The organism is Peribacillus sp. N1 (assembly GCF_054600815.1).
The window spans coordinates 217120-242688 of sequence record NZ_BAAHZO010000003.1; the positions used below are offsets into that span (position 1 = coordinate 217120).

Genomic DNA, 25569 nt, shown 5'->3' on the forward strand with positions numbered 1-25569 from the left:
CACTCCTTTTAATATCCAGGAGCCAATTGACCAATATGTAGGACCATGGTCAATGCCCGTTGAGTTTGTCCGCAATATTCTTATCAAAAACGAATACGGAAATCGCTATGTTCTCTTTGATTTTTATGTCTGAAAACAAATAAAGCAGTTTAGCTCCAACCAGTTCTTCCATTCCATCAGGAGGACTCTCCGAATACACATCCTGAACCATTTTGGTTCGTGCAGAATGGACCATGTCCCTTCCTTCCTCCGATCTTGATATGAACATTTCCGTAGGAGTCAAATTTCCATATAACGTAGAAACGGCCATATTTTCCACGAAAACCGTGTGTATGCGTTCTGGTCCTTTACCGAATAGTTCCTTGCGCAGCTTACGAATCATATCATTGAATTCATGGATAACTTTTGACACCGTTGCGTCACTCCAATTCAAGAAAATTAAGTTCTCAATTTTCTTATCATAAATCAACGCGAAGAAAAACGAAAGGAATTTGGGAATGATACCCTCTTTCCAGGATTGTTTCTTTTAATAATTAAAGGTATAATAACAATGATGAAAGTTGGGAGCATAATAGTGTACTGTTTTGTCCTATCTTTTTTAAAATTATCCATTATGGTATGGATTGGTATATTGGCAAGCTTTGCTATTAAACTATTCCACCATGACCTACATTTCCGTTCAGAGACGGAGGTGTAATCATGGTGGTTTTTTTGCGTCTTTTTGGCTATAAAAGGGGGAAATATAATGAGCGATTCAAACATCACCATCAAAATCAACGGGAAGGATTATACCACTAATGAAGGAGCGACAATACTGGAGGTCATCAACCAAAATGAGATGGCTCATCCACAGATCTGTTATGTTCCTGAGGTGGACCCGATCCAAACATGCGACACATGCATCGTCGAAGTTAATGGGAAACTCGTCCGATCATGTTCGACAAAAGCAGTGAGCGGCATGGATATAGCCTTGGACTCAAGCAAGGCAAAAGAAGCCCAAACCGAGGCCATGGACCGTATCCTGGAAAACCACTCTTTATACTGTACTGTATGTGATAATAATAACGGAAATTGCAAACTGCATAACACGGCAGAATTAATGGAAATTGAACACCAAAAATATCCTTACACACCGAAAGTGAAATTGGGTGCCGTCGATATGTCCCATCCATTTTACCGCTATGATGCCAATCAATGCATCGCATGCGGGCAATGTGTTGAAGTCTGCCAAAACCTTCAGGTCAACGAGACGCTGTCCATCGATTGGGAAGCAGAACGCCCTCGGGTAATCTGGGATGAAGGAACGGAAATCAATAACTCATCTTGTGTAGGCTGCGGACAGTGTGTAACCATTTGTCCATGTAATGCATTAATGGAAAAATCGATGCTGGGCGAGGCCGGTTTCATGTCAGGTTTGAAAAACGATATGCTTGAACCAATGATAGACCTTGTCAAAGAAGTGGAGCCTGGATACAGCGGGATTTTTGCCATTTCGGAGATTGAAGCGGCAATGCGTGATACACGAACGAAGAAGACAAAAACGGTCTGTACGTTCTGTGGGGTAGGATGCACATTCGAAGTCTGGACAAAAGACCGTAAAATCCTTAAAGTCCAACCTACTCATGAAGCACCCGTCAATGCGATATCCACATGTGTCAAAGGGAAATTCGGTTGGGACTTCGTAAACTCGGAAAAACGTTTGACAAAGCCCCTGATTCGGAAAAATGGAAGATTCGTTGAATCAAGCTGGGATGAAGCACTTGATTTGGTTGCATCCAGACTCGGTTCGATCAAACAGCAATACGGCGGAAATTCAGTAGGCTTCATTTCCTCTTCCAAGATCACGAATGAAGAAAACTATGTAATTCAAAAACTGGCACGGCAAATGTTCGAAACGAATAACGTGGACAATTGCTCTCGTTACTGTCAATCTCCGGCAACAGACGGACTGTTCCGTACAGTCGGCATGGGCGGAGATGCCGGTACGATCAAAGATATCGCCGCAGCAGGTCTTGTCATCATCGTTGGTGCCAACCCGGCAGAAGGCCATCCCGTACTCGCGACACGCGTTAAACGGGCTCACAAGCTTCACGGACAAAAACTGATCGTAGCTGACATCCGCAAAAACGAAATGGCAGAGCGTTCCGATATCCATATCAGTCCAAAACAAGGAACGGATCAAGTATGGTTGATGGCGGTTACAAAATATATGATCGATCAAGGCTGGCATGATCAAGAATTCATCAATGAAAATGTTAACTTCTTCGACGATTATAAAGAAGTACTTGAAAAATATACCCTGGAATATGCAGAAACACACACAGGTATTTCAAAAGAAACATTGATCCAAATAGCTGAAACCATTCGCGATGCAGACGGAACATGCATTCTTTGGGGAATGGGCGTTACACAAAACACCGGTGCTTCCGATACTTCGGCTGCAATTTCCAACCTGCTATTAGCTACAGGCAACTACCGTCGCCCAGGAGCGGGAGCTTATCCGCTTCGCGGCCATAACAATGTACAGGGCGCTTGCGATATGGGCACCCTTCCAACATGGCTTCCGGGATATCAGCATGTTACCGATGACGTGGCACGTGCTAAATTCGAAAAAGCTTATGGAGTGAAGATCGATGGCAAACCAGGCTTGAACAATATTGAAATGCTTAAAGCGATAGAAAAAGGCGACATGAAGGCCATGTATCTAGTAGGTGAAGATATGGCACTTGTTGATGCGGATGCAAACCATGTTGATAAAGTGTTATCCGGCTTGGATTTCTTTGTTGTCCAGGATATTTTCCTTTCAAGGACCGCCCAATATGCCGACGTGGTATTGCCCGGAGCTCCATCTCTTGAAAAAGACGGAACGTTCACCAATACGGAGCGCCGTGTACAGCGCTTATATAAAGCCCTTCCCACTATGGGAGATTCTAAGGCGGACTGGGAAATCACTCAGGAGATCGCAAACCGCTTAGGTGCAAATTGGAACTACACTCACCCTGGTGAAATCTATGATGAAATGGCAAGCCTGTCACCGATATTCAGCCAAGCGAATTACGAGGTGCTGGAAGGATGGAACAGCTTCCTATGGGGAAGCCATGATGGATCAAGCACGCCGCTTCTTTATGTGGATGGCTTCAACTTCCCTGATAAGAAAGCGCGCTTTGCACTGGCTGACTGGGTGGAGCCGCATAAATTCCCGAAAGAATATGACCTTCATATCAATAATGGACGCATGCTGGAGCATTTCCATGAAGGAAATATGACGAACAAATCCAATGGAATCCAATCGAAAGTACCTGATATTTTCGTTGAGGTTTCACCAGAACTTGCCAAAGAACGTAAAGTCAGTGATGGCGGACTCGTTCGCTTAGTGTCTCCATTCGGGGCCGTTAAGTTAAAAGCCCTGATCACAGACCGCGTTAAAAATAATGAGCTATTTTTACCGATGAACTCCGTTGATAAAGACTCTGCCATTAACTTTCTGACCGGTCCTATCTATGATCAACGCACAAGCACGCCTGCTTACAAACAGACGATGGTCCGCATGGAAGTATTAAGCGCAAGCGGGGATATCCCATTACCGGGTACCAATCCACGGAACAAAAAACGCCATCCTCAAAATGGTGTCGAGGTTGAACGTAAGTGGGCACGTCCAGGGTATGTTCACTTAACGGATAAATAAAAAAGGAGGTTGAAGATCATGGCAGCTCCTATTACGGAAATCCATAATCCCATTACTGAGGAAGAAATAAAGCTTCAAAAACTGGAGGAACTGAAAACGCTGATCACCGATAATGAAGATGCCTTGAACAATATGTTTAAAATCGTCAATGAACTGAATGACTCTGGAGTATTCGAAGCCGCGACCTCCATGCTTCAAGGAAAAGAACAAATTGCCAAAATCGCTCTTCAACAAATCACAAGGCAACCTGTCACAAACCTGATCAATACCCTTATGGGGGCAACAGGAGCCCTGATGAACGCCGATGCCGCACAATCCACGAAACTGCTTAACAGTGCACTTGCAGGAATCGATGAAGGAAACAAGTTCCTTCAGGCCGATAAAAAGATCGGCGTTTTGGATTTAATGAAAACATTGAATGATCCAGACATAAACCGGGCGATCGGCTTTGGCGTCCACTTCCTTAAGGGGATGGGCAAGGAATTAAAAGAATAGACTCGGAACAAAGACTCAAGAGAAGCTTCTTTTGAGTCTTTGTTCTATCATTGGGCTTAGTTGCTGAAAACTGCTGAAAGTGTAGCGTATTGGATAAAGTTAGCATTGGAGTGGATGATTTAATGAATCAAGAAGAAAAAATTAAGGAATTAGAATACGAATTGCTTTGTTTAAGGCTCTGTTAAAGGCTGTTGTCGATGTTGTTGATTTTCTTGATGAACTAACGGGGCAGGTTAGTTTAAGAAGGAACTTCAACTTTATGGTATTATTTAGGAAAGAGAATTGTTGTTAGGAGGACAGTAATGGGTGGTTCGCTTGTCTTGAAAATTTTGTTGATACCGATTGTTGGCATTGGTCTTTATATTACATTTAAATATATTAGACCAATGGTACCAATACCAGGGTTTACTGTGTACAAATCCTCTGGGATAACAGTGGACTATCCTTCTGTTGATTTAGAAAATAAAGAAGTTATTGGAACAGTTTCGTTTAAAGATAAGAAAATTATGACGGTAATTGTAAATGTACAATCAAATTATGTTAACGTCGAAGGCAGTGTCGAGAATACTCGTAAGGGTGAAAGTGATAGTGACTATATTGATATGGTTAAAAACCAGGCTGAATTTTTCATTAAAAACAAAATAAGTAACCCTAAAAAGTATTATGAACAGTTTATAGAAGCTGATCCTTCTTGAACTAACCGGTGTGTTAGGGCCATAAGAAGGCCGCCAATTGGCGGCCTTTTAAATGTATGATTCTTACAATAATCATACATTCAATTTAAACCATCTCTTTCCATCCCAATAATGGTTCTGAGGGGAGGTTTGATAAAAGATAAAACGTGGATTTATGATTCTTGCTGCTACCTTGGCAATTCAAACTTCAGCATTTGCAAAGACAGTCAAAGTAGACCCTATGGGCGCTGGTGAATGGGATGCTGTATATGCAAATCCTTTATTCTTAGATACAGGAAAAGGTTCAATACATAAAGCTGTATCAGCTAGTGGAAATATTAAGGTTGAAGTAACTCAAGCCCTTTCGTATAATGACTATTTTGTTACAGTTTATGAGGAAGATGAGGCTGGAAATCCAAGTGAATTTATTGACTCAAAAGAGTTTAGTGGTAGTGACTCTTTAACCGTAAGTACTACAGGTCGTGTAGATGATAGTAATGGAAAAGCCGAAATTAGGGTAATAGTCGGTAAATGTAATAATTTAGATGAAGTAACTGGGGTCCCCTCACGAAACGGAAATAATCGTACGCTAAGAGTCATTGACTGAGTAGCTTATCGGCCCGAACTTGCTGATGCCACCTGATTGGTTGCCATGTGTAGTCGCCAGGAAAACCGTATGCTAAGAAATTTGAACGATATGACAACGAAACGAAGGGGAGATTGCCGCGGCAATCTCCCCTTCTGTCATTGAACTAACGTTCCCCGTTAGCTTAACGTGTTAATGGTGTATCAATTCAATAAAGAAGCAATCTTCGCGTTTTTTGGTTTCAAATTTATGCACCTACTCCAGAATGTTGTTAATTAAGTGCTATAGATGGATTGCAACAAGAAGCGTATGGGAGATATTCAAATCCCTTGTTCCTGTACTCGTTTATGCTTTTCGTGACAAAGCCATGGCATCAGCTCTCTGCTGCGTATCTCGTTTATGATTCGCAAATATCTTTATTGTTTCTTCAATGCTATTTGCTTTCAATATAACTGATGGGATAGGTAATTCAGCTTCAGCAAGCAATTGTTTCAATTCCGGAAGCTCTGAAAAAATACAATAGGCAGGCTGAAAGCTCTGTTGTCTCCAGCTTTCAGCAATTGAGCCTGCATCATAAGCGTCATAACCGAGATCCTCAATTATATTCATGATTAATACCTTCGCTTCATTATCGTCACTACAAACCGGTAGTGCAAACCGTTGTACAGCACCCTTTGGACGAGCGTATTCGTCAAATTCATTCATCATAATATTGTTGAATGCCTTTACTATACGTGCTCCTGGAAAATGTTCAGAAACCCACTGTGTGGTTGGTTTCCCGTCTAATATTTCTTGAATATCCCCATCTCGTATGGGGCCATAATTATTCGTGTCGACCAGAATTTTCCCTTGCAGGTTATTCGTAGCAAATGAAGGAACAACATTCATCGGTGTTGAGAGGACAATAATGTCACCCCAAGTCATAACTTCGTTTACAGTCATAGCTTGTGCGCCTATTTGCGTGGCCGTGTCTGCCAAGGCTTCAGGACTGCGCGAACTCGAAATAGCTACTTCATGACCAAGTTTGTTGAATAGTGAACCTAATTTCTGCCCGACTTGACCTACTCCAATAAATCCAATTTTCATAATATTTCTATCCTCCAAATTTTTGTATTAGATTAATAATTCCTCTCACCTAGTGTTTTCCTGTTCATTCGTTATTATGATTTGCTAGTCATCATAAGTTTGAATCATCAGACAACGACTCTGAAGGATGGTCATATCCTCTTAATTGTAGTTTGAAGTTCTCAGCTACTTTCAACGGAGAATGATTGGGAAGCATGACGCCACCTGAACCAACCCTTATGCGCTGCGTATTCGCAGCTATTTGACCGATTAAAAGTTCGGGCGAAGCGCTGGCTACGGAGGAAATATTATGATGCTCCGTGACCCAAAAGCGTTCGTAACCTAGTTCATCCGCTTTACTCGCTAGTTTAACCGAATTTATTAAAGCTTGTTTGGCTGATGTTTCTAGATCGACTGGAGCCATATCCAATATAGATAAACGTTGAACCATGTTCTGCCTACATCCTTTCTATTGATTGTTTTCACGTCCATATTGATAAGGTACTCCTAAATGCTCACGTAAAGTTGAGCCCTTCAATTTCCATTCCTCACATGAAACAAATTATTTTAAAACCACAGCAAATGTGGTACTATTACCTTATTTCTTTTAAGTGATAATCACAAGTACTGTTATTTTTAATAGGTACTATGTTTTTTGATAGTAATGAGATTTCAATTGGAAATTTTAGGAGGAGCAATATGACTAAAAATACTAAGTTCCGTACACCTGACTGTGCTTTATCAAAAGTTCAACAAATGTTAGGAGGGAAATGGAAACTCTTACTACTATGGTATCTTTCAGAGGAGCCTAGGCGTTTTGGAGAGATCCGTCGATGTTTTCCGGAGATTACTGAGTCCATGTTGACAAAACAGTTGAGGGAACTGGAGCAGGATAAATTAATCCATCGTGAAGTATTCAAGGTAGTTCCGCCAAAAGTAGAGTATTCATTAACAGATTTAGGATCAAAATTTTTTCCAATTATAGAGGCAATGCATGATTGGGGGGAAGAGAATTTGAAGGATTAAACCCATTCGATAATTACTTGATATACTTGTTTTTTGATAGTCGCTAAACACGATTAGCGTTACTATTAGGGGATTCGTTTCTCATATTTTGTTATTCATTATTTATTAAGCTAACGGGTGCGTTAGTTCCATAGGATGCACTAAAGAAGACCACTTATTAGGTGGTCTCTTTTATTTGTTCAAAAATCAACATTAATCTTTAACAAAGCCTTGTTTAAAAAAATTAACCATAAGTTGTCCATATAAAAAATTAAGCATAAATTGTCCAACTGGACAATTTATGCTTAATTTTACAAAACCAAATAAAAAACCACCAATATATGTATTGGTGGAGACGGTGGGAGTCGAACCCACGTCCAGACATAACGGCACTTAAGCTTCTACGAGTGTAGTCGATATATTCGCATTTCGCGAACTCATTAGCCTATCGACAGGCGGCAGAGCAGCTAGTCTGATTGGTCTCTTCCTTCATCCTCAGACGGTGGATTCCGGCGTATCCCACTTAGAGTGAGTCCCTTACCCTACCACGTGGGCCATGGAGGGAGGAACAGCTATCGACTGTTATTAAGCAGCGAAAGCTAGGTTGTTGTTTTGTTTGCCAGTTATAGGCGTTGACGTTTTAACGAGGCCGATCCCCTCGACTCGCAACTTAAGCTCGAACTATCCCTGTCGAATCCGTAACGTCCCCATGATATAAATGGAGCGTACGAGAGAAGAATAGTCAGCAAGTTGGCTGATATTCAATTGTCATCGGTACAGGATTAATTATAACAGATTGGCTCAAAAAATCAATTGTAAGGTCTTGGCAGTTCTACATCTTCTGTCGATCACGGAATGCACGTTCAATATCACGCTTCGCTTCCTTCTTCTTCAGGTCTTCACGCTTGTCATATTGCTTCTTCCCTTTACCCAGACCGATTAAAACCTTGGCAAAGCCATTTTTCAAATACATTTTCAACGGTACGATCGTGTAGCCTGTTTCCTTTGTTACACCGATCAGTTTACTGATTTCCTTCTTATGCAAAAGAAGCTTCCGTGTCCGCAACGGGTCATGGTTAAACTGGTTTCCCTGCTCATAAGGGCTTACATGCATATTATAAAGATAGATTTCTCCATTTTCTATTTTAGCGAAGGCATCCTTTAAATTCACTCGGGCCGCACGGATGGCCTTGATTTCGGTTCCCTTCAAAACGATTCCGGCTTCAAACGTTTGTTCAATAAAAAAATCATGATAAGCCTTTTTATTTTGTGCTAGTTGTTTACCTGAACCTTTTGGCATCTAACTCTCCCCTTTTTACATCCAATCGCGGCAAGAGGATGAAATGATCATCCCCCGCCTCAATCTTTATCTCTTTTTTGGTTTTCTCTTGCGCTTGGCAGCTGGCGCATTTTCAAAGAATTTTTTCTTCTTTTTCGATTTTCTCCCATTAGAAGGCGAATCTCCATTACGGCCGCCGCCTTTACCTTCATTACGTCCTCCATTGCCTCCACGGCCGCGTTTACGTTCACCTGAATTGGCTTTGAATATTTTCTTCTCGCCAGATGGACGCGGACGGCTTACCTTCATGCCGATAATTTCAAAATCGATGGCGCGTTCCTCTTTATTGACGTTGGAAACACGTACGTCGATCTCATCGCCAATCCGGAACACATTACCGGTACGTTCCCCGATCATTGCAAGCTGACGCTCATCGAAGCGGTAATAATCATCCGTCATGAAGCTGACATGGACAAGTCCTTCAATGGTGTTCGGCAGCTCGACGAACATCCCGAAATTCGTAACCGAACCAATGATCCCGGTATACTCTTCGCCGATTTTATCCAGCATATATTCCGCTTTCTTCAGATCATCCGTTTCCCGCTCAGCATCGACTGAGCGACGTTCACGTTTCGATGTATGATCGGCAATCTCAGGTAAATTGGCATTCCATTTCTCCTTCGTAGCTTCATCCAGTTTACCTTCCACCAAGTAGGTCCTGATCAACCTGTGCACGATCAAATCCGGGTAACGGCGAATCGGCGATGTGAAATGTGTATAAAACTCAGCAGATAAACCAAAGTGACCTAAGCTCTCCGGATCATATTTCGCCTGTTGCATGGAACGGAGCATGACGGTGGATATGACCGTTTCTTCCGGTTTACCGGCTACCGCCTCAATGATTTCCTGTAACGCCTTAGGGTGAACGTCATTGGCCGATCCCCGGACAATATATCCGAAGTTCGTTATGAATTCAAAGAAACGCTGCAGTTTTTCCGGCTTGGGATCTTCATGAATACGGTAAATGAACGGTACGTCAAGACGGTGGAAATGCTCTGCAACGGTTTCATTAGCCGCAAGCATGAACTCTTCAATCAGCTTTTCGGCAACCGACCTTTCACGTAAAACCACATCAGTCGGATGGCCTTCTTCATCAACGATGACTTTAGCTTCATTGAAATCAAAGTCAATCGCACCGCGGTTCATCCGGTTCTTGCGCAGGATGGCAGCTAACTTCTCCATGTCCTGGAACATCGGCACCAACGCTTCATAGCGTTCGAGCTGTTCTTCATCTTTATCGACAAGGATTTTGTTCACATTTCCATATGTCATACGTTCCGTCGTCTTAATGACACTTTCAAAAATCTCATGGTTGACGACTTTGCCATCTGGCGTAATTTCCATTTCACAAGAGAGTGTAAAGCGATCGACTTGTGGGTTCAAGGAACAAATGCCATTCGATAAACGATGCGGGATCATCGGGATGACCCTGTCCACCAAATAAACGCTCGTCCCTCTTTCCAAGGCTTCCTTATCGATTGGTGATCCTTCCTTCACATAATGGCTGACATCAGCAATATGAACACCCAGCTTATAATTGCCATTTTCAAGTTTGGAAACAGTGACGGCATCATCCAGGTCCTTTGCATCCGCTCCATCAATCGTGACCAAAACATCATTGCGCAAATCCCTGCGGCTTCCAATTTCACTTTCTTCAATGGTATCCGAAACGGCATTGGCTTGTTCCATGACGTCATCCGGGAACTCCATTGGCAAACCATATTTATGGATCACGGAAAGAATATCTACACCAGGATCATTTTTATGTCCAAGAATCTCAATGACTTCACCTTCGGCACTTATGCGTCCTTCAGGATAAGAAGTAAGCTTGACGACAACCTTATGGCCCTCTACCGCTCCATGTGAAGCATGCTGCGGAATGAAAATATCGTTTGCGATCTTTTTATCATCAGGGATGACGAAACCAAAACTTTTACTTTCGGAGTATGTACCGACCACTTGTGTAATACCGCGTTCAAGAATTCTGATGACCGTGCCTTCTTGCCTTGAGCCCGATGTTTCCGAAGATACTCGTACCATGACGACATCTCCATGCATCGCTGTGCCCGTTTCATTCGGCGGAATGAAAATATCATCCATTCCAGGGTTATCTTCAGGTGTGACAAAGGCGAATCCCTTAGCGTGTCCTGTTAATTTACCACGGAACAAATTCATCTTTTGCGGCAGCCCGTAACGATTGCTCCTCGTTCTGACCACCAATCCCTTTTCTTCCATCTTTACTAGAGCCTTAACGAAATTCTTGAAATCTGCCGAGTCTTCGATTTTCAAAGCCTCTTCCAGTTCTTGTACCGTTAAGGGCTTATACGCTTCATCCGTCATGTATGTCAGAAGCTTATTAATATGTTCTTGAATGTTATCTTCCATGAAAACCCTCCTATTCAGGGTATATTTTTGTTATTCGGCCCAATCCAGACTTTCTAAAAATTCCAATACATCTTCATGCAGCTGGTCCTTTTCTTTATCAAGAGTTATGACATGACCGGATTCTTCATACCACTTGATTTTTTTGACCGGTGATTCAATGGCATCAATAATAATATCGGCACTTTTTGGATTGATAACATCATCATGCCTGCCCTGCACCACAAATGTCGGCGCGTATATAAGGTCGACGTGCTCTCGTACATCCGTTATCAATTCCTGAAGGGCTTTCAATGTATTCATCGGTTTATCGGCAAGGAGGTCCATTTCAAGCTCTATTTGCTCTTGAGTTTTTCCTTCATACTTCTTAAATTCTCTGGCGTACTCCAATACTCCTTTAAACATCATTTCTTCACTTTTGATATACATAGGCGCACACATTGATACGATACCCTTTATAGGTACAGTGTAACCTAATTTAAGAGAAAATACGCCTCCTAATGATAGTCCGGCAACAGCAATTTCTTCATGGCCTTTGCTTTTCAGGAAATCGTAGGCCATCATTACATCTTTCCACCAATCTTCCGGACCCGTTTTCACCAGCTCCTCTGGGGGTACGCCATGCCCTTTATAGTGCGGGGCATGGCAGGTGTATCCCTGTTTCTCCAAGTAACGCCCTAGCATCCGTACATCCGCTGAATTCCCCGTAAATCCATGTAAAAGTAAGACAGCTCTTTTTCCGCCTTCAAAAGTAAAGGGCTGCTGCAGCTTTATTTTCATGATCTTAAGCTCCTTTATCAGTAAATAGAATTTTAAAAACATCCCTATCCTATAATTAAGTACTAAAATCACTATATCTATTCATGTAACTATTGTGCAAAGAAAAAAGTCTAGCTATTTAGCTAGACTCATTTTTGATCCATTACACATCAAAGTATGCAACTAGTAAAGTTAAAGCAAAGAATAAAATCGCCAATACTATTGTCGCACGATGTAAAACCAGGTCCAAACCGCGTGCCTTTTGCTTTCCGAATAACTGCTCAGCACCGCCGGCAATCGCACCTGATAAACCTGCACTCTTACCTGATTGAAGCAATACCGTCACAATGAGGGCGATACTGACAATCACTAAAAGCGTTATGAGAAATGCATGCATGCAATTACACCTCCTGAAGAACCAATAAACAATTACTTTAACTTTACCACACCCAATAAGTATCCACAATCTTTGTTATACTATGATGGTAAGAATTCCTAAAAATCCATAGTCATTTATTTTCTTTTTGAATCAAAGTTTGAGATAATTTGCATAAATAGAGAAAGAGGTGTCAACATGTTTAAGTCCATACTCCGGATTCTTGATCTCCTGACCATCCTATTCTCGGCGGTTGCCGGCTATTCTTTATGGACAGGCGGAAGCAATTTTATCAGTGTCCTTTTAATCATCCTATCACCGCTTTTATTGCTGCTGGCAAAGTATCACGGAAATCGATACTTATTATTTGCTGCATATATCACGACAACCGTTTATTTTACTGCTATTATTTATAATGGACTTTCCAATAGCGGTACTGACTTTTTCCAATCAAGCTTCAATGTCCTCCTGATCGGGGCAGCAGCCGCCTTGCTGAGCGTCATAGCGGCGGTCATTGGGTTTGGGACCAATACCCTTACGATTCTTTGGTTATCGCTTCACGCCCTTGTCACATTCGAGACAATCAGGATGTCATCGGGTTTCCTTTCGAGCTTTTGGTCTGATCCCGTTGTGGAAACCGCAGTCCGTAACGATTATCCATTTTTATTGATGGTCGTCTGGATTGGCTTATTTCTTGATAAATATCAAAGTGAATTAACAAGGGATTACTTATCCCGATAATTTTTTTCAAAACTACTTTTATTGGAAACTTATATTAAAAGCAAGGGGCCTTTCATATGTTAAAACCTATATTTGCAGCAACTGCTCTATCATCTTTCATTCTAATGGCTGGCTGTTCATCCGACCTGACAAGCGAGCATGAAAAAGAGCAAAAAGAAGAACAACCGAGCTCCCAGAATACGGAGACGGAGACAGAAACCGACAAAAATAATGATTCAAAAGAATCGGCCCAACGCCAGGTGGAAGTTGATGAAACGGCTAAACCCGGACAGGCTGGCCTTCAGACATTAGCCCATCCGGAAGGCATTCCTGTACTTGTCAATAAACAATACAGCCTGCCTGAAGATTACAAACCTGCTGACCTCATCTACCCAAAAGTGGATTTCATCTTTCAAGATAAAATTGAAAAAAGAATGATGCGAGAGGAAGCGGGAAAGGCACTTGAAGTAATGTTCCAGGCTGCCGAAAAAGAAAACATGCACTTTGCCGGCGTTTCCGCTTATCGCTCTCACCAAAGACAGATCGAGGTCTTTAATAACTATGTGGCTAAGGACGGGGAAGAAAAGGCGAAAACCTACAGTGCAATGCCTGGGACAAGCGAGCATGAAACGGGCCTGGCGATTGATGTCACGACCCACGATGGGGCATGCGCTGCCCAAGACTGCTTCGGTGATACGAATGAAGCTGCCTGGCTTGCTGAACATGCACATGAATACGGATTTATCATTCGCTACCCTGAAGGCAAGGAAAACATCACAGGTTATAAATACGAACCATGGCACATCCGTTATGTTGGTGTCGCTACCGCAACTGAAATCTTTGAAGCGAAGATTACATTAGAAGAATACTATAATGCCGTACCAGTGGAAGCTGTATCGAGTAAATAAAAAAAGGTGCCCGGATGCGGCACCTTTTTTTATATTAATCAAACGTTTGATTAAATCCTTTTTCAGCCCTGGACCAAGCCGGAATCAGTGACTGGCCGGCTAACTTTATAAGCAAAAAAACCTCCCATACAATGTGTATTCTCACATTGTATGGGAGGTGAAAAGAAATTACTGTGCAGAATCCATCTTCTCGTCAGAATCCCAAAATAATTGGGTGAATGGATTTCAACGACTGAAAGAACGAAACCTAATTTTGGAGCATTGCATATTTAAGCAACGAAAAAAGGACTCCGCATAATTGGCGGGGTCCTTCAATATTCATCGTTTTTATTTTCAACTTCAAATAGGTTGAAACTTGATGATTCATCTGGGTTGAATGCAGGTTCTTCATTTTCATATTTATATTTATGTTCTTCTACGTATTTAATTTTCCGATATTCCTCTTTTGACATACCCTCCCAAATTTTTGTTGTATTGTGGTCTTCATGGCCAGGCTGAGGATTCGTATGCGGTGTTGGGTCCAAGATAAAACTACCCAAAAAAATGGTTGTGTAGAAAAATGGCATTGCCATAATCAAAACGATTAAGCCCAATGCTCCAACTATATTTATGTATTTTTTCATTGGTGACATACCTCCCAATTTTTGAATTTTTATATCAATTGATGTACAACCAGCATATTTTAGTCACTCCATAACCAATCACGAAACCACTTGACGGGAAGAACAGCCAATACACAAATTACGAGAAGTATGAATGCAATATACAGCATTCCTAAATCAATCAGTATGCCCATTACTACAGCTACACAGGAGATTATAATAGCGATAGAGAAACGTTCAGTCATTGTCTCACCTCCCGTTTGGTTAACTCCAGTAAATCTTTTATTAATTCATCGGTATGGATGAAAACAAACACTTGGTATTTTTTGTTGTTTCGATTGGGCATAGTATGATGAATGTCATGTCCAGCCCGTACCAGAGCCATAGACAATGATTTTTTGTAAATGTTCTTGAGCCCCATAATATCCACCTCCATTTATGAAATTGGCAAAGGAGGTAAAAGTGCTTACCTCCTTAAATTCATTCCTTTTCCATCTTTTCTTTCTTTTCCATTTTATGAAGGATGATATTTGAAACAATCGCATAGACCACAAACGCCATCCAATAATAACCATAATCCTTATCGTTGCCAATGGACGAAAACATTAATATCGCAAATAACAAATATGGAATGGTCAATAACAATCGGAGTTTCCAAAGGTATCGTCCCCACATCGGTATTCCTCCTTTTAAAATCATTGGCAGTGCTTTTGAGATTTTTTCCACTCCTCAAATACTATGTCACTGGCAATAATTTCAGCATCGGTATATCCCACCCCAACTAAAGCAACTTCGATTTCATCAGCGCTCTTGCTGTCAAATAATCGTAGCTTGGGAATGAGAGCCCACGCTCGCTGTTTATCAATTTCCACAGCTACAGAGTTGATATCACCAAGCAAATCAAGGTCGTTTATATAATGGTCCAATGTGCGTTTGGCAAGAAAGTCAGTTCCTTCATTATTGTTACGGAAAAACAATCCTGTTAGCGTTTCGATGGCTGTTGATAAGATTTCTGGTTTCATGGCTTTCGTCCTCTTAATTAACTAAATATTCCGTTACATCTATTACTATAGAAGTATGAAGTACCAAAATTATGCTGTCAATCTAAAAAAGACCATTCCTATTGGAACGGTCTAAAAGTTTGGCATATAAGATTTTTCGTCTGTGTTTTTAACATCCAGCTCATGACCATCTACCATGTAATCATAAACAAGCGTGGCTAGTGGGACATACTTTCCATCTATCTTTGCTTGATGTATTGCTCTGTCCACTTTACCGAAACCGTTGATTTGTCGCCTTTCTGCTAATTGCAAATTATATTTTCTAGCCACAATATCGAACACAAGTTTTGCATCATCTTGAGTTTTAGGCAGCTCTAGGCTTTCACGAACTTTACTTTCAGTTTTCGTTAAATAAGCACAGTAAGCATCATATTTAAAGCGAATGCCATAATATGCGTGGATTTCCTTGTGTTTTTTTATAAACTCCTTGGAGTTTGGTGATTGCCTTTTTTGGCTATCCAATATCCAATTCCCAATTCCTCTTTTAACAAGTTGACCTTATCGTCAATATCTTTAGCAATATCAATATCCAATAGGCCATACCATTTTGTAATTGTAGGTCTCGATAGTTCGCTTGGAATAATTTTTAATTTGTAAGTCAAATGTAAATTCTTTCAACAAGTCCTGTATTAACACGCAAAAACCCCCAATTCATAAGCGATATCACTCACTTATAAATCAGGGGTTGATACTAAACATTTGTATTGCTAAGTTCGAGTTGATGTACTACATAACTCAAAGTGTCCAAAAGTGCCTTGTATGACAAAGTTCGGACGTATTTTATGCTTGATAATTACTTCTTCAGGTTATAGAAAGATTTCAAGCCGCCGTATACAGCCAAGTCACCAAGCTGGTCTTCGATGCGAAGAAGTTGGTTGTATTTAGCGATACGGTCTGTACGGGACATGGAACCAGTTTTGATTTGTCCTGCGTTTGTTGCAACGGCGATATCAGCGATCGTTGCATCTTCCGTTTCACCGGAACGGTGGGAAACGACTGCAGTGTAGCCTGCGCGTTTTGCCATTTCGATTGCATCAAACGTTTCAGTCAGTGTACCAATTTGGTTCACTTTGATCAGGATGGAGTTGCCGATGCCTTTTTCGATGCCTTCAGCCAATTTTTTCGTGTTCGTTACGAAAAGATCGTCACCAACAAGCTGAACTTTAGAACCGATGCGTTCCGTTAAAAGTTTGTGGCCATCCCAGTCATTTTCATCCAGGCCGTCCTCGATGGAGATAATAGGGAATTCATTCACTAGCTCTTCATAGAAAGCTACCATTTCTTCTGATGTAACACCATTGCGGCCTTCGCCAGCAAGATCATATTTGCCTGTTTCTTTGTTATAGAATTCAGATGAAGCTACGTCCATGCCAAGGTAGATATCTTCGCCTGCTTTGTAGCCAGCTTTTTCAATTGCCTCAATGATGACTTGAAGCGCTTCACGGTTTGAACCAAGGTTTGGCGCGAAGCCGCCTTCATCGCCGACTGCCGTATTCAGGCCTTTGGCAGAAAGGACAGATTTCAAGGCATGGAATACTTCTGCACCCATGCGAACTGCTTCTTTGAAGCTAGGAGCACCTACAGGAAGAATCATGAATTCCTGGAAGTCAACATTGTTATCGGCATGTGATCCGCCGTTAATGATGTTCATCATTGGAGTAGGAAGTTGTTTCGCATTGAACCCTCCAAGGTAACGATACAATGGTAAACCTGAAAATTCCGCAGCGGCATGGGCAGCAGCCATTGATACGCCAAGGATTGCATTAGCTCCCAGGTTTCCTTTGTTTTCAGTGCCATCCAATTCAATCATAGTGAGGTCAAGTCCTGCTTGGTTCGTAACATCCAAACCGATGACAGCTTCAGCAATGATATCATTTACATTATCGACTGCTTTTTGTACCCCTTTACCCAGGTAGCGAGATTTATCTCCGTCACGAAGCTCAACCGCTTCGTGTTCTCCTGTTGAAGCACCTGATGGTACGATTGCACGTCCGAAGTATCCGGACTCTGTTTGGATTTCTACTTCTATTGTTGGATTACCACGGGAATCTAGCACTTCGCGTGCATATACATGTTCGATGTACGGCATTATAAATCTCTCCTTTTCCTATTCACAATTTTATTTAGATAATAGGGATTTCCCTGTCATTTCAACAGGTTTTTCGACTCCAAGCAAATCAAGCATCGTTGGAGCTAAATCACCTAGGATACCACCTGTTCTTAATGTTACCTGATTTTTAGTGATAATGACAGGCACGGGATTCGTAGTATGGGCTGTCATCGGGTTGCCTTCAAGCGTTACGACTTCATCAGCATTCCCATGGTCAGCGGTGATGATTGCCGTACCGCCTTTTGAGACGATTAAATCGACAATCCTGCCTAGGCATTCATCCACTGTTTCAATCGCTTTAATGGTGGGCTCAAGCATCCCTGAATGACCAACCATGTCCGGATTGGCAAAATTCAAGAGAATGGCATCAAAACGATCAGCCTCAATTTGTTCCACCAATGCATCCGTAACTTCATAAGCACTCATTTCAGGTTTTAAATCATATGTAGCGACTTTCGGAGAATTAATTAAAATCCTCTCTTCACCAGGAAACTTCTCTTCACGTCCGCCGCTCATGAAAAATGTCACATGCGGATATTTCTCAGTTTCAGCGATACGAAGCTGGGTAAGCTGGTTTTGGGAAAGTACTTCCCCTAATGTATTATCAAGATTTGTCGGATTAAATGCAACATATCCGTCAACTGTTTCTGAAAAATGTGTCAAGCAGACAAAATGGAGATGCTTCGGATGTCCAGGACCGCGGTCAAATGAGCGAAAATCCTCATTGGTGAACGTATTGGAAATCTGGATCGCCCGGTCTGGACGGAAGTTATAAAAGATTACGGCATCATCATCTTTAATCGTTGCCACCGGTTTACCGTCTTCCGCCGTTATGACTGAAGGTATCACGAACTCGTCAAAAATACCATGTTCGTAGGAATCCTCGACACATTCCATCGCGGAAGAGTAAGCAGGGCCATCACCATACACCATCGAACGGTAGGATTTCTCCACACGTTCCCAGCGCTTATCACGGTCCATCGAATAATATCTTCCGGATATGGTCGCAAACTGTCCAACACCGATTTCCTTCATTTTCGCTTCCGCTTCCTTAATATAACCTTGCGCCGTTTTCGGCCCGACATCACGACCATCTAAAAATGCATGTACATATACATTTTTAACTCCTTCTTTAGCGGCCAATTTCAGCAGGGCATACATATGATCGATATGACTGTGCACGCCGCCATCTGAAAGTAGACCGAAAAGATGAAGGTCCGTGCCTTTTTTCTTGGCATGGCTCATGGCATCGATCAAAGTTGGGTTTTTGGCAAACTCACCTTCACGGATAGCCAGGTTCACACGGGTCAGACTTTGATAAACGATCCGTCCTGCCCCGATATTCAAATGCCCCACTTCCGAGTTCCCCATTTGACCGGCAGGCAAGCCGACCGCTTCCCCGCTTGCAGTTAAATGGGAATGCGGATACTGTTCCCAAAAACGGTCAAAGTTCGGTTTTTTCGCATGAAAAACAGCATTTCCCTTTTCCTCGTTACGGCAGCCAAAACCGTCTAAGATGATAAGTGCCACAGGCGACTTACTCATAGTGACCAGCCTCCAGCAATTGTAAAAATGAATCGGATTTCAAGCTTGCACCGCCAACCAACGCACCGTCTATATCAGGTTGTGCCATGTACTCTTTAATATTCTCAGGTTTTACACTGCCACCGTATTGAATGCGGATGGCTGCAGCTGCTTCATTTGAAAATTTGTCGGCAACAACCGAGCGGATATGCGAACAAACTTCATTAGCATCTTGAGCAGATGACGATTTTCCTGTTCCAATTGCCCAAATCGGCTCATAAGCAATAACGGCTTGTTTCAATTGATCGTCAGATAATCCTGCAAGGCCTTTTTCTATCTGGCTGCCTACGAAATCATTCGTTTCGCCAGCTTCCCTTTGCTCTAATGTTTCACCGCAGCAAACGATTGGGGTCAATCCGTGGGCAAAAGCGGAATGAGCTTTTTTATTAACGGCTTCATCCGTTTCGTTGAACATTTCACGGCGTTCGGAATGACCAAGTATGACGTAGGATACACCAAGATCAGCCAATGCGATCGGGCTGATTTCTCCTGTGAAAGCACCGCTTTCTTCAAAGTGCATGTTCTGCGCCCCGATCTTCACATCAGTTCCTTTTGCTGCTTGAACCAGCTGATCCAAAAATAAAGCTGGAGCACATACAACCGTATCGATTACATCTTGCTTCGGAATCAAATTGCTCACTTCTTCTAAAAAGGCAGTCGCTTCAGATAGTGTTTTATTCATTTTCCAGTTTCCTGCAATAATCGGTTTACGCATTTGGTTTCTCATCCCTTCTAAAGTTGAAATATGTAACGGTCAGTCTTATTTATCGTTCAAGGCCACAACGCCAGGCAACTCTTTGCCTTCCATGAACTCAAGAGATGCACCGCCGCCAGTTGAAATATGGGACATCTTTTCTGCCAAGCCAAACTTTTCTGCGGCTGCGGCTGAATCCCCTCCGCCTACAATGCTGTACGTATCTTTTGCTTCCGCCAAGGCTTTAGCAACGGTTTTCGTTCCATTCGCAAATTTATCGAACTCGAATACACCCATTGGTCCATTCCAAATGACAAGCTTGGAACTTTTGATTACATCCGCAAATAATTCGCTTGTTTTTGGTCCGATATCAAGAGCCATTTTATCCTTTGGAATTGCATCGATATCGACATTATCCGTCTCTGCATCAGGTGAAAATTCAGCAGTTACGACTGCATCGATAGGCAAATGAAGTTTTACGCCTTTTTCTTTTGCACTTTCGATGAAAGATTTGGCCAATTCTATTTTGTCTTCTTCCAATAAAGAATTACCGATTTCATGACCTTGCGCTTTAATGAATGTATAACCCAATCCACCACCAATGATCAAGTGATCGACTTTTTCCAAAAGGTTTTCGATAACGCCTATCTTATCCTTTACTTTTGCTCCGCCAATTATAGCTGTAAAAGGACGTTCTGGGTTGGATAGGGCTTTTCCAAGTACTGAAAGCTCTTTTTCCATCAGCAATCCGGCAACGGCTGGGAGATGGTGCGCTATTCCTTCAGTTGAAGCATGTGCACGATGCGCAGCTCCGAATGCATCGTTAACATAAACATCAGCAAGTGCAGCAAATGACTTCGCCAATTCTTGATCGTTCTTCTCTTCTCCTGGATAGAAACGAACGTTTTCCAACAACAAGATCTCGCCATCTTGCATGTTATCAATTATTGATTGAACGGTCTCACCGTATGCTTCTTCTGCCTTTTGCACATCCTTGCCACTAAGTTCGCTTAGTCTTTCCGCAACAGGTGCTAGACGCAATTCTTCTACGACTTGTCCTTTAGGACGGCCAAGGTGGCTGGCTAAGATGACTTTTGCGCCTTGTTCTGTCAAATAGGAAATCGTCGGCAGTGCAGCCTTGATTCTCGTATCATCCGAAATCTTTCCGTCCTGCATCGGCACGTTGAAATCAACACGGCAAAATACGCGTTTCCCCTTTAATTCAATATCTTTAATCGACTTTTTATTCATAATCCAAGAACCTCCTTAGATATTGTTATCATATTTTTGATTCTTTTAGCCAAAAAGGGAGAGGGTAAATTTCCCAACTCCCCTTTTCTCTTTTTCATTATAGTCGGTTTCCAGGAAATTATCCAAAAACAAGAAATGTAAACGCTTGACTGATTAATGACTTACTAATAATATCATCTTCTGCCAAGTTTTTTTAGAGGTGTGATAAAAAAAACCTCACCTTGGTGAGGTTTTTTATTATTCTAATTACAATCCTTTTTTAGCCAAATAGTCGATCAAATCAACAACACGGCTTGAATATCCTGTTTCATTATCATACCAAGATAATACTTTAACCATGTTTCCTTCCATTACCATTGTGGAAAGGGCATCGATTGTAGATGATGATGGGTTACCGTTATAATCAGTTGATACTAGCGGAAGTTCGCTGTACTCAAGGATTCCTTTTAATTCACCTTCAGAAGCCTTTTTGAATGCTGCATTAACTTCTTCAACTGTTGTGTCTTTTTCAAGTTCTGCAACAAGGTCGACAACAGACACGTTTGGAGTAGGTACGCGCATTGCCATACCATTCAATTTCCCTTTAAGTTCAGGAAGGACAAGTGCAACAGCTTTTGCTGCCCCAGTTGTTGTAGGAATGATATTCTCCGCAGCTGCACGTGCACGGCGGTAATCTTTATGTGGCAAATCAAGGATTTGCTGATCATTTGTATAAGAGTGAACAGTAGTCATCATACCGCGTTTGATTCCGAATTGTTCGTGAAGCACTTTAGCAAATGGAGCTAAGCAGTTCGTTGTACAAGAAGCATTAGAGATTACATGGTGGTTAGCTGCATCATATTTATCTTCGTTTACACCCATGACGATTGTGATATCTTCATCAGATGCAGGAGCAGAGATGATTACTTTTTTCGCGCCAGCTTCTAAATGCTTAGCTGCATCTGAACGTTTCGTGAAACGTCCTGTAGATTCTACTACTACTTCTACTCCTAGTTCACCCCATGCTAATTGTGCAGGGTCACGTTCAGCCAATACTTTGACTTTATGACCATCAACAACAAGGTAATCCCCATCAACTGTTACTTTTTCATTAAGAGATCCATGAATTGTATCGTATTGAAGAAGGTGTGCTAACATATTAGCATCCGTTAAGTCGTTAATAGCAACAATCTCTACCCCAGGATTACTCAATGCTGCACGAAATACATTACGTCCAATACGTCCAAAACCATTAATACCAACTTTTACTGCCATGAAAAATTCCTCCTTTAAGTTCGCAAATATATTAAGGGGTGTAATTCCCCTGAATTAACTCTTGTGCCGCCGCTTCATCCGTGATTAAAACGGTTGATGAAGGTGCGCCTTTCATGTAGGAACGGATAGCCTTTGCTTTAGTTTTACCACCTGCCACAGTTATCACTCGCTTTTCAGGGCTAAGATCATCTAACTGGATGCCGACTGTCAAAACTTTATGAACAACTTTACCGTTTTCATCGTAATAATAACCGAATGCCTCTCCTACAGCATTTCCATCTAACAGCTTCTTTAACATTTCTGGCGAAGAATTTCTTCTTTCTGCCATCGCCATGGCATCACCGATTCCATGAATGATCATATCGGCAGATTTGATTTGGGAAATCACTTCTTTAATTGCAGGTTCCTTCTGAAATGAAGCATAAACCTCACCGCTTAATTGATCGGGTACATACAATACTCTGTATGAGGCCTGTGCCTTCTGGGCCATTTTTTCGACAATCGTATTGGCCTGATTCTGCACTGCTTCACCAATTCCCCCGCGGGCCGGGACAAATGTCAATTTCTTCGACGCTTCATCAGGTGACAGCGAATCAGCCACTTCGGCCATTGTCGATCCGCCAGTAACCGCAATGATATTCTTTGAGTTCCATTCTCGTTTCATACGGATTGCACAAGCTTTACCCAATTCTTTTTTCACCCATGGGGTCTCATCACAATTTCCTGAGACAATAATGACCTCATCCACTTGCAATAAATCCTGCAATTGCCGTTCCATTATGTCTATACCCATTACTTCACGCATTATTCCTTCTAACTTATCCAGGATTTCAATCCCTTCATCAGTCAGCGTCATGCCAGAGCTGAATATGTTAACCAGGTTCTGACTTTTCAGAAAATCAACCTCGCCTCTGAGCGTCCGCTCCGTCAAATTAAGGCTCACGGACAGACTGCGCCTTCCAACCGGCTGCATCATTTTGATATAACGCAGGATATCATATCTTTTTTGCATAACCAAAAGGAAATCTGGTAATAATTTTCTTTGTACCTCGAGTAATGTACGCATATTTAAAACTCCTAAAAAGTTAAGTTGGACGTATAATGTCCCGCGTAGTCATTTTCTGTCCCACTTAAAACAAAAAAATATTCCTGCTACATATTTTATTCTAGCAGGAACGGAATGTTTCTTCAAATGATTTGAAAAATTATTTTTCCAAAAGCCTATTTAGAGCTGATTTATCAACGTTTCCGAATTGAACGATATCATCTTTCCATTCAACGACAGGGATCATCAGCCCGAATTTCTCAAGCAAATCATCATCGGTGTGGATATCGATTTCTTTATAGCCTATGCCTGATTCCTCTTTCACTTCTTCAAGCACTTGCTTGGCTTTATCGCATAACGGGCATTTATCCCTACTATATAAAACAAACGCATTTGATTCCAAAACCACTCATCCTTTTCAATCATATCTTTTTCGTTTAGATGAAGAAGGGATCCCTAATTGTTCCCGGTACTTGGCAACGGTTCGGCGTGCCAGGATAATTCCATGCTCTTCTTTCAACCGTTCTGCCAGGTCCTGATCCGAGAGCGGCTTTTGTTTATTTTCCCCATTGATGGCTGCCTGAAGGCTCTTTTTTGCCTGCATGCCCGACATATCCTCATCAAGGCCGACTGACTGTAAAGAAGTAGTGAAAAATATCCTCATCTCTATCGTGCCAAATGGTGTCTGCACGTATTTCCCTTTGACCGCCCGGCTTACTGTGGACTCATGTATACCAAGTTCGTCGGCGATTTCCTTCATCGTCATCGGTTTCAAATAGTTCAGGCCATGATGAAAGCACGCCGGCTGTTTATCGACGATGCACTGAATGACCTTCAATATAGTTTCTTTCCTCTGTTGGATCCCTCTGGATATCCATTGGTATTCCTGCCACTTATCCTGGATAAACCGTTGAACCCCCTGATCCTTATGGCTCTTCATACGGTTTAAATACCCTTTATCCACATTAAGATTAGGTGTGTTACCATCATAATTCCCGACAAGCAGCATACCATCCCGAACTTCCACGACCACATCCGGCACTATATAAGAAGGTTTTTCCTGAAAAAAGAGTGATGCGGGTCGCGGGTTCAATGTCTGGACATAATCAAATACTTCTTGAATCTCCTTCATTGTAACACCGATTTTCTTACTTAGGTCTTTCCAGCGCTTTTCAGCAAAATCGAGGAAATGGTTTTCTATGATCGATTCTGCAAGCAGGTTCACCCCTTCTGCTTGCACCTGAAGCAAAAGGCACTCTTGAAGATTTCTCGCTCCAATTCCATGCGGCTCGAGTTCCTGTAAAATTGTGAGGCTTTCTTCCAAAACTATCCGAGATATACCAGGGATACATATGTCATCCAGCTCAGTCCTCAAGTAACCGTTTTCATCAAGGTTATGAATTAATAGCAGCAACGCCTTCTGCTGCTCACCGGTAAGTTGCTGGTGATTCACCTGGGACATGATATGCTGTTCAAGCGATATAGTATCTTCACTGATCTGTTCAATCCAATAGTTGGCATCATACGTATTCTTAAGAGTCCGTTTTCCCTTTTTCCGGTCAAAAGTTGGCTGAAATAAAGCCGATGTTGGCTGATCTATGGACAGTAATGGATTCTCCACCATTTTATTTTCTAAAAAAGCCGATAGCTCCTGCGAGGAATATTGCAGCAATGTAATAGCTTGCATAAGCTCCTGCGTCATTGCCATCTTTAATGTTTGCTGTTGAAAAAGTCCTGCTTTCATATTCATACTCATCGATTCATCCCTCCCCCACTCCATTTTACATTATCAGGAGAAAATTCTACACAAAAACCCATGAAAACGCTTACGTTTTTTTCTGAATAGTTTATTTGTTTTAAATACTATATGTTAGAAATGCAAATTAAACAACTACTTTTATTGAAAAATCACCATTTTTCAATAGTGTGCGCGTATATTTTCAAGACAGGGCTTACATTACAGGATCCGATGGA

At 41.8% G+C, this 25569-nt stretch carries 28 protein-coding genes and 1 other RNA gene; 7 read left to right on the forward strand and 22 right to left on the reverse strand.

The window, feature by feature from the left end:
- Positions 1-49: 49 nt before the first annotated feature.
- Positions 50-412, reverse strand: coding sequence for a Na-translocating system protein MpsC family protein (locus ACYP5M_RS13975; RefSeq protein WP_459735178.1), 363 nt, complete (start codon positions 410-412; stop codon positions 50-52).
- Between the two features lie 333 nt (positions 413-745).
- Between ACYP5M_RS13975 and fdhF the strand changes: the two genes are divergently transcribed.
- The 4 genes from fdhF to ACYP5M_RS13995 all read left to right on the forward strand — a co-directional run bounded on the left by fdhF (position 746) and on the right by ACYP5M_RS13995 (position 5461).
- Entirely contained in the window at positions 746-3685 is a 2940-nt protein-coding gene (fdhF, locus tag ACYP5M_RS13980) for a formate dehydrogenase subunit alpha (protein WP_459735179.1), read from the forward strand.
- Between the two features lie 18 nt (positions 3686-3703).
- Positions 3704-4180: a helical membrane plugin domain-containing protein gene (locus ACYP5M_RS13985; protein ID WP_063595796.1), complete on the forward strand. Its 477-nt coding sequence runs from the start codon at positions 3704-3706 to the stop codon at positions 4178-4180.
- Between the two features lie 302 nt (positions 4181-4482).
- Positions 4483-4875, forward strand: a complete 393-nt coding sequence (locus ACYP5M_RS13990; RefSeq protein WP_434168074.1) for a hypothetical protein — start codon at positions 4483-4485, stop codon at positions 4873-4875.
- Positions 4876-5029: 154 nt separating this feature from the next.
- Positions 5030-5461 (forward strand): hypothetical protein, encoded by a 432-nt coding sequence (locus ACYP5M_RS13995; protein ID WP_434168075.1) that lies wholly within the window; start codon positions 5030-5032, stop codon positions 5459-5461.
- A gap of 324 nt (positions 5462-5785) precedes the next feature.
- Here the strand turns inward: ACYP5M_RS13995 and ACYP5M_RS14000 are convergent, their stop codons facing one another.
- Together ACYP5M_RS14000 and ACYP5M_RS14005 are read right to left on the reverse strand one after the other, a co-directional pair.
- Complete coding sequence (locus ACYP5M_RS14000; protein ID WP_434168076.1) at positions 5786-6526, reverse strand: NADPH-dependent F420 reductase; 741 nt, start codon at positions 6524-6526, stop codon at positions 5786-5788.
- Positions 6527-6617: 91 nt separating this feature from the next.
- Positions 6618-6956, reverse strand: coding sequence for an LLM class flavin-dependent oxidoreductase (locus tag ACYP5M_RS14005; RefSeq protein WP_434168077.1), 339 nt, complete (start codon positions 6954-6956; stop codon positions 6618-6620).
- Between the two features lie 248 nt (positions 6957-7204).
- Here ACYP5M_RS14005 and ACYP5M_RS14010 point away from each other — a divergent pair, with 248 nt between their 5' ends.
- Positions 7205-7531 carry a winged helix-turn-helix transcriptional regulator gene (locus ACYP5M_RS14010; RefSeq protein WP_434168078.1) on the forward strand — a complete coding sequence of 109 codons (327 nt, stop codon included), beginning with the start codon at positions 7205-7207 and terminating at the stop codon, positions 7529-7531.
- A 326-nt stretch (positions 7532-7857) separates the two neighbouring features.
- Here the strand turns inward: ACYP5M_RS14010 and ssrA are convergent.
- The 5 genes from ssrA to secG all read right to left on the reverse strand — a co-directional run bounded on the left by ssrA (position 7858) and on the right by secG (position 12387).
- Positions 7858-8219: a transfer-messenger RNA gene (ssrA, locus tag ACYP5M_RS14015) on the reverse strand.
- Between the two features lie 123 nt (positions 8220-8342).
- Positions 8343-8810, reverse strand: a complete 468-nt coding sequence (smpB, locus tag ACYP5M_RS14020) for an SsrA-binding protein SmpB (protein ID WP_101223703.1) — start codon at positions 8808-8810, stop codon at positions 8343-8345.
- A 66-nt stretch (positions 8811-8876) separates the two neighbouring features.
- Positions 8877-11234, reverse strand: coding sequence for a ribonuclease R (gene rnr, locus ACYP5M_RS14025; RefSeq protein WP_101223704.1), 2358 nt, complete (start codon positions 11232-11234; stop codon positions 8877-8879).
- 30 nt (positions 11235-11264) lie between these two features.
- On the reverse strand, positions 11265-12011 hold the full coding sequence (locus ACYP5M_RS14030; protein WP_101223705.1) for an alpha/beta hydrolase: 747 nt from the start codon (positions 12009-12011) through the stop codon (positions 11265-11267).
- 142 nt (positions 12012-12153) lie between these two features.
- Positions 12154-12387 carry a preprotein translocase subunit SecG gene (gene secG, locus ACYP5M_RS14035; RefSeq protein WP_034309999.1) on the reverse strand — a complete coding sequence of 78 codons (234 nt, stop codon included), beginning with the start codon at positions 12385-12387 and terminating at the stop codon, positions 12154-12156.
- 177 nt (positions 12388-12564) lie between these two features.
- On the opposite strand from secG, the gene ACYP5M_RS14040 reads away from it, so the two are divergent.
- Both ACYP5M_RS14040 and ACYP5M_RS14045 read left to right on the forward strand, forming a co-directional pair.
- Positions 12565-13107 (forward strand): hypothetical protein, encoded by a 543-nt coding sequence (locus ACYP5M_RS14040; RefSeq protein ID WP_101223706.1) that lies wholly within the window; start codon positions 12565-12567, stop codon positions 13105-13107.
- 56 nt (positions 13108-13163) lie between these two features.
- Positions 13164-13994: a M15 family metallopeptidase gene (locus ACYP5M_RS14045; protein ID WP_459735180.1), complete on the forward strand. Its 831-nt coding sequence runs from the start codon at positions 13164-13166 to the stop codon at positions 13992-13994.
- Positions 13995-14305: 311 nt separating this feature from the next.
- Here ACYP5M_RS14045 and ACYP5M_RS14050 read toward each other — a convergent pair whose 3' ends face one another.
- The 14 genes from ACYP5M_RS14050 to rpoN form a co-directional block, all read right to left on the reverse strand.
- Positions 14306-14617: a hypothetical protein gene (locus tag ACYP5M_RS14050; protein WP_459735181.1), complete on the reverse strand. Its 312-nt coding sequence runs from the start codon at positions 14615-14617 to the stop codon at positions 14306-14308.
- Between the two features lie 59 nt (positions 14618-14676).
- Positions 14677-14841 (reverse strand): hypothetical protein, encoded by a 165-nt coding sequence (locus tag ACYP5M_RS14055; RefSeq protein WP_157831060.1) that lies wholly within the window; start codon positions 14839-14841, stop codon positions 14677-14679.
- Positions 14838-15017, reverse strand: a complete 180-nt coding sequence (locus tag ACYP5M_RS14060) for a hypothetical protein (protein ID WP_141992828.1) — start codon at positions 15015-15017, stop codon at positions 14838-14840. Before ACYP5M_RS14060 ends, ACYP5M_RS14055 begins: the two co-directional genes overlap by 4 nt.
- A 59-nt stretch (positions 15018-15076) precedes the next feature.
- A complete protein-coding gene (locus ACYP5M_RS14065) occupies positions 15077-15271 on the reverse strand; it encodes a hypothetical protein (RefSeq protein ID WP_101223709.1) in 195 nt (64 codons plus the stop codon).
- Positions 15272-15291: 20 nt separating this feature from the next.
- Positions 15292-15618, reverse strand: a complete 327-nt coding sequence (locus ACYP5M_RS14070) for a hypothetical protein (protein WP_459735182.1) — start codon at positions 15616-15618, stop codon at positions 15292-15294.
- Between the two features lie 111 nt (positions 15619-15729).
- Positions 15730-16119 (reverse strand): hypothetical protein, encoded by a 390-nt coding sequence (locus tag ACYP5M_RS14075; RefSeq protein ID WP_434168080.1) that lies wholly within the window; start codon positions 16117-16119, stop codon positions 15730-15732.
- A gap of 331 nt (positions 16120-16450) precedes the next feature.
- The gene (gene eno / locus ACYP5M_RS14080; protein ID WP_034309992.1) at positions 16451-17746 is read right to left on the reverse strand and encodes a phosphopyruvate hydratase; all 1296 of its coding nucleotides are present in this window, start codon (positions 17744-17746) and stop codon (positions 16451-16453) included.
- 30 nt (positions 17747-17776) lie between these two features.
- On the reverse strand, positions 17777-19312 hold the full coding sequence (gene gpmI, locus ACYP5M_RS14085) for a 2,3-bisphosphoglycerate-independent phosphoglycerate mutase (RefSeq protein ID WP_230176169.1): 1536 nt from the start codon (positions 19310-19312) through the stop codon (positions 17777-17779).
- Positions 19305-20066 (reverse strand): triose-phosphate isomerase, encoded by a 762-nt coding sequence (gene tpiA / locus ACYP5M_RS14090; protein ID WP_434168081.1) that lies wholly within the window; start codon positions 20064-20066, stop codon positions 19305-19307. The genes gpmI and tpiA overlap by 8 nt, the downstream gene beginning before the upstream one ends.
- Positions 20067-20111: 45 nt before the next feature.
- A complete protein-coding gene (locus ACYP5M_RS14095) occupies positions 20112-21296 on the reverse strand; it encodes a phosphoglycerate kinase (RefSeq protein WP_230176168.1) in 1185 nt (394 codons plus the stop codon).
- 246 nt (positions 21297-21542) lie between these two features.
- The gene (gene gap / locus ACYP5M_RS14100; RefSeq protein ID WP_207438313.1) at positions 21543-22550 is read right to left on the reverse strand and encodes a type I glyceraldehyde-3-phosphate dehydrogenase; all 1008 of its coding nucleotides are present in this window, start codon (positions 22548-22550) and stop codon (positions 21543-21545) included.
- A gap of 31 nt (positions 22551-22581) precedes the next feature.
- A complete protein-coding gene (locus ACYP5M_RS14105; RefSeq protein ID WP_101223715.1) occupies positions 22582-23616 on the reverse strand; it encodes a sugar-binding transcriptional regulator in 1035 nt (344 codons plus the stop codon).
- 139 nt (positions 23617-23755) lie between these two features.
- Positions 23756-24004 (reverse strand): glutaredoxin family protein, encoded by a 249-nt coding sequence (locus ACYP5M_RS14110; RefSeq protein WP_397315546.1) that lies wholly within the window; start codon positions 24002-24004, stop codon positions 23756-23758.
- 9 nt (positions 24005-24013) lie between these two features.
- Positions 24014-25351, reverse strand: coding sequence for an RNA polymerase factor sigma-54 (gene rpoN / locus ACYP5M_RS14115; RefSeq protein WP_434168082.1), 1338 nt, complete (start codon positions 25349-25351; stop codon positions 24014-24016).
- Positions 25352-25569 lie beyond the last annotated feature (218 nt).

Excerpts from the sequence above, each read along its gene's own strand:
- fdhF (WP_459735179.1), top strand. The coding sequence starts at position 746 with ATGAGCGATTCAAACATCACCATCAAAATCAACGGGAAGGATTATACC.
- ACYP5M_RS13985 (WP_063595796.1), top strand. The coding sequence starts at position 3,704 with ATGGCAGCTCCTATTACGGAAATCCATAATCCCATTACTGAGGAAGAA.
- ACYP5M_RS13990 (WP_434168074.1), top strand. The coding sequence starts at position 4,483 with ATGGGTGGTTCGCTTGTCTTGAAAATTTTGTTGATACCGATTGTTGGC.
- ACYP5M_RS13995 (WP_434168075.1), top strand. The coding sequence starts at position 5,030 with ATGATTCTTGCTGCTACCTTGGCAATTCAAACTTCAGCATTTGCAAAG.
- ACYP5M_RS14000 (WP_434168076.1), bottom strand. The coding sequence starts at position 6,526 with ATGAAAATTGGATTTATTGGAGTAGGTCAAGTCGGGCAGAAATTAGGT.
- ACYP5M_RS14005 (WP_434168077.1), bottom strand. The coding sequence starts at position 6,956 with ATGGTTCAACGTTTATCTATATTGGATATGGCTCCAGTCGATCTAGAA.
- ACYP5M_RS14010 (WP_434168078.1), top strand. The coding sequence starts at position 7,205 with ATGACTAAAAATACTAAGTTCCGTACACCTGACTGTGCTTTATCAAAA.
- smpB (WP_101223703.1), bottom strand. The coding sequence starts at position 8,810 with ATGCCAAAAGGTTCAGGTAAACAACTAGCACAAAATAAAAAGGCTTAT.
- rnr (WP_101223704.1), bottom strand. The coding sequence starts at position 11,234 with ATGGAAGATAACATTCAAGAACATATTAATAAGCTTCTGACATACATG.
- ACYP5M_RS14030 (WP_101223705.1), bottom strand. The coding sequence starts at position 12,011 with ATGAAAATAAAGCTGCAGCAGCCCTTTACTTTTGAAGGCGGAAAAAGA.
- secG (WP_034309999.1), bottom strand. The coding sequence starts at position 12,387 with ATGCATGCATTTCTCATAACGCTTTTAGTGATTGTCAGTATCGCCCTC.
- ACYP5M_RS14040 (WP_101223706.1), top strand. The coding sequence starts at position 12,565 with ATGTTTAAGTCCATACTCCGGATTCTTGATCTCCTGACCATCCTATTC.
- ACYP5M_RS14045 (WP_459735180.1), top strand. The coding sequence starts at position 13,164 with ATGTTAAAACCTATATTTGCAGCAACTGCTCTATCATCTTTCATTCTA.
- ACYP5M_RS14050 (WP_459735181.1), bottom strand. The coding sequence starts at position 14,617 with ATGAAAAAATACATAAATATAGTTGGAGCATTGGGCTTAATCGTTTTG.
- ACYP5M_RS14055 (WP_157831060.1), bottom strand. The coding sequence starts at position 14,841 with ATGACTGAACGTTTCTCTATCGCTATTATAATCTCCTGTGTAGCTGTA.
- ACYP5M_RS14060 (WP_141992828.1), bottom strand. The coding sequence starts at position 15,017 with ATGGGGCTCAAGAACATTTACAAAAAATCATTGTCTATGGCTCTGGTA.
- ACYP5M_RS14065 (WP_101223709.1), bottom strand. The coding sequence starts at position 15,271 with ATGTGGGGACGATACCTTTGGAAACTCCGATTGTTATTGACCATTCCA.
- ACYP5M_RS14070 (WP_459735182.1), bottom strand. The coding sequence starts at position 15,618 with ATGAAACCAGAAATCTTATCAACAGCCATCGAAACGCTAACAGGATTG.
- eno (WP_034309992.1), bottom strand. The coding sequence starts at position 17,746 with ATGCCGTACATCGAACATGTATATGCACGCGAAGTGCTAGATTCCCGT.
- gpmI (WP_230176169.1), bottom strand. The coding sequence starts at position 19,312 with ATGAGTAAGTCGCCTGTGGCACTTATCATCTTAGACGGTTTTGGCTGC.
- tpiA (WP_434168081.1), bottom strand. The coding sequence starts at position 20,066 with ATGCGTAAACCGATTATTGCAGGAAACTGGAAAATGAATAAAACACTA.
- ACYP5M_RS14095 (WP_230176168.1), bottom strand. The coding sequence starts at position 21,296 with ATGAATAAAAAGTCGATTAAAGATATTGAATTAAAGGGGAAACGCGTA.
- gap (WP_207438313.1), bottom strand. The coding sequence starts at position 22,550 with ATGGCAGTAAAAGTTGGTATTAATGGTTTTGGACGTATTGGACGTAAT.
- ACYP5M_RS14105 (WP_101223715.1), bottom strand. The coding sequence starts at position 23,616 with ATGCGTACATTACTCGAGGTACAAAGAAAATTATTACCAGATTTCCTT.
- rpoN (WP_434168082.1), bottom strand. The coding sequence starts at position 25,351 with ATGAGTATGAATATGAAAGCAGGACTTTTTCAACAGCAAACATTAAAG.